Origin of the sequence: Mixta calida (assembly GCF_002953215.1) — a bacterium.
GTDB lineage: Bacteria > Pseudomonadota > Gammaproteobacteria > Enterobacterales > Enterobacteriaceae > Mixta > Mixta calida.
Map to the genome: position 1 here is coordinate 1,260,549 of NZ_CP026378.1, position 12,395 is coordinate 1,272,943.

The 12,395-nt window shown below is 58.2% G+C and carries 10 protein-coding genes; 6 read left to right on the top strand and 4 right to left on the bottom strand.

Going from position 1 to position 12,395, the window contains the following annotated elements:
- The first annotated feature begins 24 nt into the window (after nucleotides 1-24).
- The 4 genes from htpG (at nucleotide 25) to C2E16_RS05915 (ending at nucleotide 5,486) form a co-directional block, all read left to right on the top strand.
- Nucleotides 25-1,893, top strand: coding sequence for a molecular chaperone HtpG (gene htpG / locus C2E16_RS05900; RefSeq protein WP_038627540.1), 1,869 nt, complete (start codon nucleotides 25-27; stop codon nucleotides 1,891-1,893).
- A gap of 244 nt (nucleotides 1,894-2,137) precedes the next feature.
- On the top strand, nucleotides 2,138-2,782 hold the full coding sequence (gene adk / locus C2E16_RS05905) for an adenylate kinase (protein WP_038627538.1): 645 nt from the start codon (nucleotides 2,138-2,140) through the stop codon (nucleotides 2,780-2,782).
- A gap of 382 nt (nucleotides 2,783-3,164) precedes the next feature.
- A complete protein-coding gene (gene hemH, locus C2E16_RS05910; protein WP_084970008.1) occupies nucleotides 3,165-4,124 on the top strand; it encodes a ferrochelatase in 960 nt (319 codons plus the stop codon).
- Nucleotides 4,125-4,181: 57 nt separating this feature from the next.
- The gene (locus C2E16_RS05915; protein ID WP_084970007.1) at nucleotides 4,182-5,486 is read left to right on the top strand and encodes an inosine/guanosine kinase; all 1,305 of its coding nucleotides are present in this window, start codon (nucleotides 4,182-4,184) and stop codon (nucleotides 5,484-5,486) included.
- A gap of 38 nt (nucleotides 5,487-5,524) precedes the next feature.
- On the opposite strand, the gene ybaL is transcribed toward C2E16_RS05915, so the two are convergent.
- Nucleotides 5,525-7,219 (bottom strand): YbaL family putative K(+) efflux transporter, encoded by a 1,695-nt coding sequence (ybaL, locus tag C2E16_RS05920; protein WP_084970006.1) that lies wholly within the window; start codon nucleotides 7,217-7,219, stop codon nucleotides 5,525-5,527.
- Between the two features lie 521 nt (nucleotides 7,220-7,740).
- Between ybaL and ushA the strand changes: the two genes are divergently transcribed.
- Nucleotides 7,741-9,432 carry a bifunctional UDP-sugar hydrolase/5'-nucleotidase UshA gene (gene ushA / locus C2E16_RS05925; protein ID WP_244555256.1) on the top strand — a complete coding sequence of 564 codons (1,692 nt, stop codon included), beginning with the start codon at nucleotides 7,741-7,743 and terminating at the stop codon, nucleotides 9,430-9,432.
- A 53-nt stretch (nucleotides 9,433-9,485) separates the two neighbouring features.
- On the opposite strand, the gene C2E16_RS05930 is transcribed toward ushA, so the two are convergent.
- On the bottom strand, nucleotides 9,486-9,923 hold the full coding sequence (locus C2E16_RS05930; RefSeq protein ID WP_038627530.1) for a multidrug/biocide efflux PACE transporter: 438 nt from the start codon (nucleotides 9,921-9,923) through the stop codon (nucleotides 9,486-9,488).
- An 87-nt stretch (nucleotides 9,924-10,010) separates the two neighbouring features.
- Here C2E16_RS05930 and C2E16_RS05935 point away from each other — a divergent pair, with 87 nt between their 5' ends.
- Complete coding sequence (locus C2E16_RS05935) at nucleotides 10,011-10,874, top strand: LysR family transcriptional regulator (protein WP_038627528.1); 864 nt, start codon at nucleotides 10,011-10,013, stop codon at nucleotides 10,872-10,874.
- Here C2E16_RS05935 and ybaK read toward each other — a convergent pair.
- Nucleotides 10,871-11,350 (bottom strand): Cys-tRNA(Pro)/Cys-tRNA(Cys) deacylase YbaK, encoded by a 480-nt coding sequence (ybaK, locus tag C2E16_RS05940; RefSeq protein WP_038627526.1) that lies wholly within the window; start codon nucleotides 11,348-11,350, stop codon nucleotides 10,871-10,873. The genes C2E16_RS05935 and ybaK overlap by 4 nt on opposite strands.
- A gap of 168 nt (nucleotides 11,351-11,518) precedes the next feature.
- Nucleotides 11,519-12,322 carry a TraB/GumN family protein gene (locus C2E16_RS05945; RefSeq protein ID WP_038627524.1) on the bottom strand — a complete coding sequence of 268 codons (804 nt, stop codon included), beginning with the start codon at nucleotides 12,320-12,322 and terminating at the stop codon, nucleotides 11,519-11,521.
- Nucleotides 12,323-12,395 lie beyond the last annotated feature (73 nt).

Here is a 12,395-nt window from a genome sequence, read left to right on the forward strand (position 1 = left end):
TGTTTCAGTTGAGGTAGCCAAACCATGAAAGGACAAGAGACGCGTGGTTTCCAGTCAGAGGTTAAACAGCTTCTGCATCTGATGATCCATTCCCTCTATTCGAATAAAGAGATCTTCCTGCGCGAACTGATTTCCAACGCCTCCGATGCGGCGGATAAGTTACGTTTTCGCGCGCTCTCCACGCCTGAACTGTATGAAGGCGACGGTGAACTGCGCGTAAGGGTCTCTGTCGATAAGGAAAACCGCACGCTGACCCTGAGCGACAACGGTATCGGCATGCGTCGCGATGAGGTGATTGAGAACCTCGGCACCATCGCCAAATCAGGCACCAAGGCGTTTCTTGAATCGCTGGGCTCCGACCAGGCGAAAGACAGCCAGCTGATTGGCCAGTTCGGCGTCGGATTCTACTCCGCGTTTATCGTCGCCGATAAGGTGACCGTACGCACCCGCGCCGCCGGCGCGGCGCCGGAAGAGGGCGTATTCTGGGAATCCGCCGGCGAAGGCGAATACACCATCGACGATCTGACGAAAGCGGATCGCGGCACAGAGATCACTCTGCATCTGCGCGAAGGCGAGGATGAGTTCCTCGACAGCTGGCGCGTGCGCAGCATCATCAGCAAATATTCCGATCATATCGCGCTGCCGGTTGAGATCGAAACCAAAGATGAAGAGAGCGACACCACCAGCTGGGAAAAAATCAACAAGGCTCAGGCGCTGTGGACCCGCAATAAAGCGGAAGTCACGGACGAAGAGTACAACGAATTCTATAAGCACATCGCGCACGACTTCAGCGATCCGCTGACCTGGAGCCACAACCGCGTGGAAGGCAAGCAGGAATACACCAGCCTGCTTTACATTCCGGCGCGCGCGCCCTGGGATATGTGGAACCGCGATCATAAGCATGGCCTGAAGCTCTATGTGCAGCGCGTCTTTATTATGGACGACGCCGAGCAGTTTATGCCGAACTACCTGCGTTTCGTGCGCGGCCTGATCGACTCCAACGATCTGCCGCTGAACGTGTCGCGTGAAATCCTGCAGGACAACCGTATCACGCAGAATCTGCGCAACGCGCTGACGAAACGCGTTCTGCAAATGCTGGATAAACTGGCGAAAGATGATGCGGAGAAATATCAGCAGTTCTGGCGCGAGTTCGGCCTGGTGCTGAAAGAGGGCCCGGCGGAAGACCACGCCAACCAGCAGGCGATCGCCAAACTGCTGCGTTTCGCTACCACCAGCAGCGAAGGCTCAGCGCAGACCGTTTCGCTGGAAGAGTATGTCAGCCGCATGGTGGAAGGGCAGGAGAAGATTTACTACATCACCGCCGACAGCTACGCCGCCGCGAAAAGCAGCCCGCACCTGGAGCTGTTCCGTAAGAAAGGCATCGAAGTGCTGCTGCTCTCCGACCGCATCGACGAATGGATGATGAGCTACCTCACCGAGTTCGACGGCAAGGCGTTTCAGTCGGTCAGCAAAGCGGATGAAACGCTGGATAAGCTGGCTGACGAAGAGAACGAAGCGCAGAAAGAAGCGGAAAAAGCGCTGGAGCCGTTTGTCGATCGCGTCAAGACGCTGTTGGGCGAGCGCGTGAAAGAGGTGCGCCTGACGCATCGTCTCACCGACACGCCGGCTATCGTCACCACCGACGCTAACGAAATGAGTACCCAGATGGCCAAGCTGTTCGCCGCGGCCGGACAGGCGGTGCCGGACGTGAAGTACATCTTCGAGCTGAACCCGGATCACGCGCTGGTGAAACGCGCGGCCGATACGCAGGACGAAGCGCGCTTCGCCGAGTGGGTTGAGCTGCTGCTGGATCAGGCGCTGTTCGCCGAACGCGGCACGCTGGAAGATCCGAATCAGTTCATTCGCCGGATGAACCAGCTGCTGCTGGCCTGATCGTTATCCGTCCCATAAGCCGGCCCTCGCGCCGGCTTTTTTACGGCTGCGCTCTGTCTGAAAAATGGCGATTATCCGATGCCGGACTGGATTCTATGGACGATCCGGTTGATGATGATCCCAGACATATATTGTTACTCGCCAGAGCCGCCTCCCGCCCCGTTTCCTTGTGGTAGCCGGGGCTTAATGGTATGTTCTTGGCCTTCTCAGTTAGATCAAAGCAATTCGCAAGGGGATTTACGCAATGCGTATTATTCTGCTCGGCGCTCCGGGCGCAGGTAAGGGCACTCAGGCTCAGTTCATTATGGAGAAATACGGTATTCCGCAAATCTCTACGGGCGACATGCTGCGTGCGGCGGTAAAAGCCGGCACGGAGCTGGGCAAACAGGCGAAAGCCATCATGGATGAAGGCAAACTGGTGACCGATGAGCTGGTCATCGCGCTGGTCAAAGAGCGTATTGCGCAGGAAGACTGCCGCAATGGTTTCCTGCTGGACGGCTTCCCGCGCACCATTCCGCAAGCGGATGCGATGAAAGAAGCGGGCATCAAAATTGACTGCGTGCTGGAGTTCGACGTGCCTGACGAGCTGATCGTCGAGCGTATCGTTGGCCGTCGCGTACATGCGCCGTCAGGCCGCGTTTATCACGTGACCTTCAATCCACCGAAGGTGGAAGGTAAAGATGACGTGACCGGCGAAGAGCTGACCACGCGTAAAGACGACCAGGAAGAGACCGTGCGCAAGCGTCTGGTGGAATACCATGAAATGACCGAGCCGCTGGTCGCTTACTATCAGCAGGAAGCGCAGGCGGGCAACACCCAGTATCATAAAATCGACGGCACGCGCAAAGTGACCGAAGTCAGCGCTGAGCTGGCGAAGATTCTGGGCTAATCTCCGTTAATCCGCCGCCGGGCGTTCTCCCTGTATGCCCGGCGCGTTTTTCCTCACGCTTATCCTGACTAAGCCGCTCCCGCAGCGCTTCTTTCCTCACTTTCCCCTATACTTTGCCGCTTAGCGCTTTTTTCTCTCGCAGGGAAAGGTTTTACCGGCGAGCTAATCCGCGCCAGACAAGGTAAAATACATGGCGAAAAATAAGTTAGAGCCTATCCCAGTAAGCGTTATTGGCGCAGGCAGTTTAAACACGGACAGCGCACAGAAACCGGAGCGTACACGCAGTACGTGAGGATTTCGAGCACTGCCCAGGTTAAAAATGGCAAGCAAAATAGCCCTACTGGGATAGGCTCTTAAACCATTTAGATAACAGGGATATACGATGAGGCAAGATAAACCCGGCGTCTTGCTGGTTAACCTGGGGACGCCAGATGCGCCAACCACGCCGGCGGTAAAACGCTACCTGAAACAGTTTCTCAGCGATAAGCGCGTCGTCGATACCCCGCGCTGGCTGTGGTGGCCGATCCTCAACGGCATTATTCTGCCGATCCGCTCACCGCGCGTCTCGAAGCTCTATGCCTCCGTCTGGATGGAGGAGGGATCGCCGCTGCTGGTTTACAGCAAACGACAGCGCGACGCGCTGGCGGCGCAGCTCGATATCCCCGTTGAGTTAGGGATGAGCTACGGCAATCCCAGCCTGAAAAGCGCGATGGACAGCCTGATGGCGCAGGGCGTGACGCGTCTGATCGTGCTGCCGCTTTATCCACAGTTTTCCTGCTCCACCGTGGCGGCGGTCTGGGATGGGCTGAGCAGCGTCTTCGCTGGCTACCGCTCGATGCCTGACGTGCACTTTATTCGCGACTATGCTGAACATCCCGCCTATATCGCCGCGCTGAAGGCATCTGTTGAGCGCTCGTTTGCGAAAAACGGCAAACCGGATCTGCTGGTGTTGTCGTTCCATGGCATTCCACAGCGCTTCGCCAACGAGGGCGACGACTATCCGCAGCGCTGCCGCGACACCACCGATGCGCTGACGCGCGCGCTGGGACTGAGCGAAAACGAAGTGATGATGACCTTCCAGTCGCGCTTTGGCCGCGAGCCCTGGCTGACGCCTTATACCGATGAAACCCTGCGCGGTCTGCCGGCGAAAGGCGTGCGTCATATTCAGATCATGAGTCCGGGCTTTTCCGCCGACTGTCTGGAGACGCTGGAGGAGATCAACGAGCAAAACCGAGAATTCTTCCTGCACGCCGGTGGCGAAAAGTTTGAATATATTCCGGCGCTCAATGACGATAAAGAGCATATCGCCATGATGCTGGCGCTGGTAAACGCGCATCGCTGAGTAACGGCGGGGAGTGTGATATCATTCTCCGCCTGTTTTATTCTGAAGCCAACAACCATGAAATTTCCCGGTCAACGCAAATCCAAACACTATTTTCCCGTCAGCGCCCGCGACCCGCTAATCCAGCCCGTTCAGCCCGAAAGCGAAACCGGCACCAGCTGGGTCGTCGGCATCGATCAGACGCTGGTGGATATCGAAGCGAAAGTCGATAACGCCTTTGTAGCGCGCTACGGTCTTAGCGTTGGTCACTCGCTGGTGATTGAGGATGATGTGGCGGACGCGCTTTATGCGGAGCTGATGCGCGACAATCTGATTACGCACCAGTTCGCTGGCGGCACTATCGGCAATACCATGCACAACTACTCGGTGCTGGCGGACGATCGCTCCGTGCTGCTCGGCGTGATGTGCAACAATGTGCAGATCGGCGGCTACGCCTATCGCTATCTCTGCAACACTTCCAGCCGCACCGATCTTAACTATCTGCAGGGCGTCGACGGCGCTATCGGCCGCTGTTTTACACTGATCGGCGATAACGGCGAGCGTACCTTCGCCATCAGTCCCGGCATGATGAACCAGCTGCGGCCGGAAAGCATTCCGGAAGCGGTGATCGCCGGCGCCTCCGCGCTGGTGCTGACCTCCTATCTGGTGCGCTGCAAGCCGGGCGAACCGATGCCGGAGGCGACCATGAAGGCGGTCGCCTGGGCAAAGCAGTACAACGTGCCGGTAGTGCTGACGCTGGGCACCAGGCATGTGATCGCCGAGAATCCGCAGTTCTGGCGCGACTTTCTGCGTGAAAACGTCTCTATCCTGGCGATGAACGAAGAGGAAGGGCTGGAGCTGACCGGCTACGCCGATCCATTGCAGGCGGCTGACAAGGCGCTGGAGTGGGTCGATTTAGTGCTTTGCACCGCCGGGCCCAACGGTCTCTATATGGCGGGCTACACCGAAGAGAGCGCGAAGCGCCAGACCAATCACCCGCTGTTGCCGGGCGCGATCCCGGAATTTAACCAGTATGAGTTCAGCCGCGCCATGCGCTATCAGGATTGTCAGCAGCCGCTGCGCATCTATTCGCATATCGCCCCTTATATGGGCGGGCCGGAGAAGATCATGAACACCAACGGGGCGGGGGATGGCGCGCTGGCGGCGCTGCTGCACGATATTACCGCTAACAGCTACCATCGCAACAACGTGCCGAACTCCAGCAAACACCAGCGCAGCTATTTAACCTACTCGTCACTGGCGCAGGTCTGCAAATATGCCAACCGCGTCAGTTATCAGGTGCTGAATCAGCATTCGCCGCGTCTGACGCGCGGGCTGCCGGAACGTGAAGATAGCCTGGAAGAGGCGTACTGGGAACGTTAAGCCGAAGATTGCGCGGCGCAGAGCGCCGCGCAGAAAGATCAGTTCGGATGCTGCGGCGTCAGCAGGGTCGGCGTCGCGTCCAGCCCCGCTTTTAACATCGCCAGCATGCTGTTGGCAATTTCCCGCTCGCCCATAATCACATTGTCCGCGCCGCGTTCGAGGATGTAGTGCACCTCGTCGTCGTAGTGCGCGCGGGCGATAATTTCCAGGTGCGGATGTTTTTCGCGCGCCGCCGCGATAATCTCGCCCGCCTCATAGCCGTTAGGAATGCTCATCAGCAGCCAGCGGGCGCAGTCCAGACGCGCCAGCTCCATGGTTTCGACGCGCGCCGCATTGCCTAATACCGCCCGAACGCCCTGTTCGCGCAGCGCCTCGACGCGCGTGCGCGCGTTCTCCACCACCACAATCGGGATCTCCGCGTCGATCAGTAGCTCGCTTACCAGGCTGCCGACCCGGCCATAGCCGACAATCACCGCATGGTTGCAGATATTAACTGGGATCTGTTTCTCTTCTTCCGTCGCCTCTTCCATGCTCTGCTCCTCGAAGTTTTCATGCTTATCGAGATAGCGCTCCAGCAGGGTAAAGAGGATCGGGTTGAGCATAATCGACAGAATCGCGCCCGCCAGCACCAGGTTGCGACCCTCTTCGCTGAGCAGGTTCAGCGAAATACCCAGGCCCGCCAGAATAAAGGCGAACTCGCCGATTTGCGCCAGACTGACGGAGATAGTCAGCGCGGTGCGGCGCGAGTGGCCAAGCAGCGTTACCAGCAGCCAGGCCGCCAGCGATTTGCCCAGCACGATAATCGCCAGCGTGCCCAGCACCGCCAGCGGCTGCTGGATGATGATCATCGGATCGAACAGCATGCCGACCGACACGAAGAACAGTACCGCGAAGGCATCGCGCAGCGGCAGCGTATCGTGCGCGGCGCGATGGCTCAGCTCAGATTCGTTCAGCACCATGCCAGCAAAGAAGGCGCCCAGTGCAAAAGAGACGTCAAAGAACTCCACTGCGCCAAAGGCGATGCCCAGCGCCAGCGCCAACACCGACAAGGTAAACAGCTCGCGCGAGCCGGTGGCGGCGCTGCGCGCCAGAATCCACGGCACGACGCGGCGGCCCACCACCATCATCAGCACCATAAAGGCAGCGACTTTGCCGATGGTCCACAGCAGATCCCACGCCAGCAGCGACAGGCTGGCGTTGCCTTTTTCCAGCATGCCGGCGATGGCGGGCAGCAGCACCAGCGTCAGCACCATCACCAGATCCTCGACGATCAGCCAGCCGATGGCGATCTGCCCGCGCTGGCTGTCGATCAGCTGCCGTTCTTCCAGCGCGCGCAGCAGCACTACGGTACTGGCCGTGGAGAGACAGAGCCCGAACACCAGCCCGGTCATCCAGTCCCAGCCAAGCGCCGTGCTGAGCCCGATGCCCAACAGCGTGGCGACGGTAATTTGCGCGACAGCACCGGGAATGGCGATGGTTTTTACCGCCATCAGATCCTTCAGAGAAAAGTGCAGGCCCACGCCGAACATCAGCAGAATGACGCCCAGCTCCGCCAACTCAGGCGCCAGTTTGGTATCGGCGACGAAACCCGGAGTAAAGGGACCCGCCAGAACGCCCGCAACTAAATAACCCACCAGTGGGGAAATGCGTAGACGACTGGCGAGCATTCCCAGGAGAAAAGCGAGGACAAGGCCTCCGACGATAGTGGTAATCAGCGGGGTGCTGTGGTGCATGCTGTCTCCTTCTGTGTGCAACTGTGTCCGGTTATAACCAGTGTAAAACAAAATGGAGACGCACAGGTGAGAATAAAGGGAGAGAAAGTGAAAAAAGTGCGGGAAATCTAAAAAACAGCCGGTGTGGGCCATTTTTTTTACTTATGACCCTACACCCTTGATGAATGCTGTTGATGACCGTCATTTTTTTGCAAAAACAGCATGCTAAAAAGCACTTCTTTATCACATAAGGTTAATAAAACCGATGCAAGGCGTTGAAAAGCAAAATTAGCGGCTGTTTTGCACGTAATATTTCATCGGCTTAAAAAAGTTTAACCGCTTTTCATGCGGAAGATTGCGACAGCGCCAGGCTTCAGGCATAACTAGCGTTATTCTGACGGCGGCGCCTGGTTCGCCGTCGCTGATTATTATGGCGGCGACTGCCCGCTCAGCGGGCGGGGCGGCCTGAAGGCTTGTCGACAAGGAGAATGACGTTGCGCTTTATCAATACCTTTATTATTGGCGGGATACTCTCCCTCAGCATGCTCTCCTCCCAGGCGCTGGCCTGGGAAAAGGGGCGCGTTTACAAATTTACCGTTTTGCATACCAACGACCATCATGGGCGTTTCTGGCATAACGAACAGGGAGAGTATGGTCTGGCGGCGCAAAAAACGCTGGTGGACAGCATTCGCTATGATGTGCAGGCGCACGGCGGCGGCGTGCTGATCCTCTCCGGCGGCGATATCAATACCGGCGTCCCGGAATCCGATCTGCAGGATGCGGAGCCCGATTTTCGCGGCATGAACCTGGTGGGCTACGATGCGATGGCCATCGGCAACCATGAGTTCGACAATCCGCTTTCAGTGCTGCGTCAGCAGCAGAAGTGGGCCAAATTCCCGCTGCTGTCCGCCAATATTTATCAAAAAAGCAGCGGCAAGCGTCTTTTCCAGCCTTATGCCCTGTTTAATCGCATGGGACTGAAAATCGCAGTTATCGGCCTGACCACTGACGACACGGCGAAAATCGGCAATCCTGAATACCTGACCGATATTGAGTTCCGTCCGCCTGCCGCCGAGGCGAAAAAAGTGGTGGAGGCGCTGCGCGCCGATGAGAAGCCGGACGTGATTATCGCCGCCACCCATATGGGGCATTACGATAACGGCAACCACGGCTCCAATGCGCCGGGTGATGTAGAAATGGCGCGCGCGCTGCCGCCGGGTTATGTCGATTTGATCGTTGGCGGCCACTCGCAGGACCCGGTCTGCATGGCGAAAGAGAATGTGAAGCAGGTGGATTACGTGCCAGGCTCGCCCTGCGTGCCCGATCGACAGAACGGCACCTGGATTGTGCAGGCGCATGAGTGGGGCAAATATGTGGGCCGCGCCGATTTCACCTTTAAAGACGGCGTGCTGACGCTGGATAACTATCAGCTGATCCCGGTTAACCTGAAGCACAAGGTGAAAAACAGCGAAGGCAAAGAGGAGTGGATCAACTATCAGGCTGAAATCGCGCCGAACAGCGCGATGATGAAGCTGCTGACGCCGTTCCAGAAAAAGGGCGAGGCGCAGCTGAATGTACAGGTCGGCAGCGTCGACGCCCGTCTTGAAGGCGATCGCAGCAAGGTGCGCTTTGTGCAGACCAACCTGGCGCGTCTGATTCTGGCGGCGCAGATAGAGCGCACCAAAGCGGACTTCGCTGTGATGAGCGGCGGCGGCGTGCGCGACTCCATCGCGGCGGGGCCGATCAGCTATAAAGACGTGCTGAAAGTGCAGCCGTTCGGCAACACGCTGTGTCAGGTAGAGATGACCGGGCGCGAGGTGGAGAAATATCTCGCCGTGGTGGCGAATAAGCAGGTCGACTCCGGCGCCTATGCGCAGTTCGCCAACGTCAGCCTGGTGGCGGACGGCGAGGGCGTCAGCGAGATAAAAATCAACGGCGAGCCGTTGCAGGCGGATAAAACCTACCGCATGGCGACGCTAAGCTTCAATGCCAACGGCGGCGACGGCTATCCCGTGATCAATACGCTGCCGGGCTTTGTGAATACCGGCTTTGTCGATGCGGAAGTGCTGAAGCAGTATATTGAAAAGCACTCTCCGCTGAAGGCGGCGGATTACGCGCCGCACGATGAAATCGTACATCTCAGCGAGGCGGAAAAGGCGGCGCGGCAGAAGCAGGAATCCCATCGCCGCAGCTATCCGCAGATGATCCTCGCCTGGCTGACCGGCAAGGAGTAAGCGGAGAGGCCTGATGCGATCGCCGATCCGCGCGTCGCATCAGAGCGGCGAATTTAACCATGATGGCAGGCGTGACGCGCCTGCCATTTTTCCCGCGCGCGATCCCACAGCCAGTTATACGCCACGGTATAGGGCAGGAAGAACAGGAAGAAACCGATCTCCAGCAGAAACGCCTGCCACAGCCCGATGCCTAACATCGCCGCCGCTACCGGCAGGCCGATAAGAATAAAGCCGCCTTCAAAGCAGAGCGCATGCACGATGCGCAGCCCCACACCGCGTTTGACTTTGGCCGGTGGAAACAGGCGGTCAAATAGCGCGTTGTAGATGATATTCCACACCATGGCGATAGTAGAAAGCGCCAGCGCCACCGCGCCCATCTGAAACAGCGGTTTATTCATCAGTATCGCTGCCAGCGGCGACACGATCATAATAGCTAACGCCTCAAAGCCTGTGGCGTGAAGCAGGCGTTCTTTCAGCGAACGGGTTTTCATAACGTCTCCTTAATATAACGGACGCGCATTTTCTGGCTTTCTTCAGATAAAATAAAATGACCTCCCATCGATAAAAGCGATAGAAATATGCGTTATTCACCGGAATCTTTGCAGGCTTTTGTGCTGGCGGTCGAAAAAGGATCCTTCTCCGCGGCGGCGCGCGCGCTGGGGAAAAGCCAGTCAACCGTCAGCGCCGCGATCGCCAACCTGGAGGCGGATTTAGGGTTTAAACTGTTTCACCGCGAAAGCCGGGAACCGGTATTAACCGAAGCGGGCGGGCGCGCCCTGCGGCAGGTAGAGGAGATCCTCGCCGCCAGCCAGCGGCTGGATGAGCTGGCGATCAGGCTGTCAGACAACGTTGAACCGCGCCTCAGCATGGCGATCTCCGATTTCTGGCAGGCCGATCATCATGAGCAGCTGCTGAAGCAGTTTGCGACGCGCTATCCCCATATCGAATTCGAATGCATGATCGCCGAAGATGAAGATGTTATCGATCTGCTGCAAAGCGGGCGCATTCATCTCGGCGTGATACGCGTGCAGTCACGGCTGCCTGCGACTATCGCCGCGTCGCGTTTGCAGGTGCAGCCAAAGATGGAGGTTTTTATTCATCGCGCGCATCCGCTGGCGGCCCAGAAAGAGGTCAGCCAGGCGGAGTTGAATCGCGTCAGGCAGTTGCAGCTGAATACCTGGATCGGCAGAGAGAATCGGGCGCGCGGGCCGGTGTGGTCCGCGCCTTCCTATCTGCTGCTGCTGGAGATGGCGGAGCAGGGGTTCGGCTGGTCGATTCTGCCGCGCTGGCTGGTAGAGCAGTTTGGTCATGGCGTCCTGCAGGCGCTGCCGGTGGCAGGCTGGCCGCAAAGCATCGCGGTGGATGCAGTATGGTCGACCCGCACGCCGCCGGGACCGGCGGGACGCTGGATGATCGATCGGCTTTGCGCGCAGCGCGCCTAATCGCGACGGGCGATGTCAGCCAGCGCCGCGTCCAGCAGCGTAGCCAGATCGCTGGCGGCCAGCTCAATATCCAGGCCGCGCTTGCCGCCGGAGATAAACATAGTAGGAAAGCTGGCGGCCTGCGCGTCGATCACCGTCGGCAGGCGCTTTTTCTGCCCCAGCGGACTGATGCCGCCAATCAGATAGCCGGTCACGCGCTGCGCCAGCTGCGGATCGGCCATCTCCGCTTTTTTCGCGCCGAGCGCCTTCGCCACTTTTTTCAAATCGAGCTGACTGGCGACGGGCGTCACCGCGACGGCAAGCTGTTTGGCGTCGCCGTTCAGCGCCACCAGCAGGGTTTTAAAAACCTGCCGCGCATCCAGATTAAGCTTGCGCACCGCCTCATCGCCGAAGTGGGTTTCATGGCTGTCATGTTCGTAAGGGTGCAATGTGAAAGGGATTTTCTGCTTTTCCAGTAGTTTTATCGCCGGGGTCATCGCTTTTTCCTGACAGTGAAAACTTACAAATGGGTTAAAAATAGCGCTGGTGAAATCGCAGGCTTTAAGGGAAAATTACCCTCGCGTCAGCGATGCATTTGCTGATGAATAACCAAAATCATAAACAAATTCCTCTTTGACGGGCCGATAGCGATATTGGCCTTTTTTTTATTTACGCCTCAGCAGCGCAGGTAAATTATTCTCGCCGTACAGATGCAGCGCGCCGACCGCCACCACATAGCGTCCCGGCGGCAACGCGCGCAGCTGCGTATCCCAACGCTGGTTGCGCTGGCTCATCAGCACATCGTTTAGCTCGTTGCTGAAGGTGTTCGGCAACGCCGCCCGGCGCTGTAGCGGCGGCTTCTCCAGCCACCAGCCGATCATGGTTTGCAACAGACGGGCGTTGGTGTGCCAGTGCTCCAGCGTGTCGGCCAGCAGCAAACGGCCATTCTCCGGCAGCGTTTTCAGCAGGTCGAGCTGCTCGCCGGCTCCTTCCAGCTCAATCACCCGACGTCCCTGCGCATGAGCCGCCTGCAACAGCTGATAATCGATGCCGTAATCAGGACGCAGACCGAGCCGCTGCGCCTGCTGCGCCTGCAGCATCAGCGCAACCTGCCAGGCGGGGAGAGGATCGAACTGTGTCAGAGTGAGTTGAAACTCGTCGCACAGGCGGCTCAGACGCTGCAAGGTGGCCGCGTCCAGCCTCTCCGCCAGCGGCGGCTGCGGTTCGCTGTAGCTGAACGGAGAGGCGCTGCCGGTGATATCCGCTTCAACAATCAACGCGTCCGCCTTTTCCAGGCGGCTCAGCAGGCCGGGCGGCAGCGGCATCATATTGCGCGTGCCCATATGGATGCTGCCCACCAAATGCAGCTGCCGGTTGCCCGGCAGCCAGACGTCGGTTGCCGGCCAGCTGTAATGCGTCGGCGCCAGCCGGTGATACAGCGCCTTCAGGTTGTAGAGCCAGTTATCCATTCTTCCACCCGATTCCACCCGTAAACGATCCATGCTAGCGGTTTCATCTGCCGATGAACAGGTGAAAGCGTAA

Bases quoted from the DNA above. Each gene is read 5' to 3' on its own strand.
- C2E16_RS05915 (WP_084970007.1), top strand. From the start codon at position 4,182: ATGAAATTTCCCGGTCAACGCAAATCCAAACACTATTTTCCCGTCAGC.
- hemH (WP_084970008.1), top strand. From the start codon at position 3,165: ATGAGGCAAGATAAACCCGGCGTCTTGCTGGTTAACCTGGGGACGCCA.
- htpG (WP_038627540.1), top strand. From the start codon at position 25: ATGAAAGGACAAGAGACGCGTGGTTTCCAGTCAGAGGTTAAACAGCTT.
- C2E16_RS05945 (WP_038627524.1), bottom strand. From the start codon at position 12,322: ATGGATAACTGGCTCTACAACCTGAAGGCGCTGTATCACCGGCTGGCG.
- ushA (WP_244555256.1), top strand. From the start codon at position 7,741: ATGCTCTCCTCCCAGGCGCTGGCCTGGGAAAAGGGGCGCGTTTACAAA.
- ybaK (WP_038627526.1), bottom strand. From the start codon at position 11,350: ATGACCCCGGCGATAAAACTACTGGAAAAGCAGAAAATCCCTTTCACA.
- C2E16_RS05930 (WP_038627530.1), bottom strand. From the start codon at position 9,923: ATGAAAACCCGTTCGCTGAAAGAACGCCTGCTTCACGCCACAGGCTTT.
- ybaL (WP_084970006.1), bottom strand. From the start codon at position 7,219: ATGCACCACAGCACCCCGCTGATTACCACTATCGTCGGAGGCCTTGTC.
- adk (WP_038627538.1), top strand. From the start codon at position 2,138: ATGCGTATTATTCTGCTCGGCGCTCCGGGCGCAGGTAAGGGCACTCAG.
- C2E16_RS05935 (WP_038627528.1), top strand. From the start codon at position 10,011: ATGCGTTATTCACCGGAATCTTTGCAGGCTTTTGTGCTGGCGGTCGAA.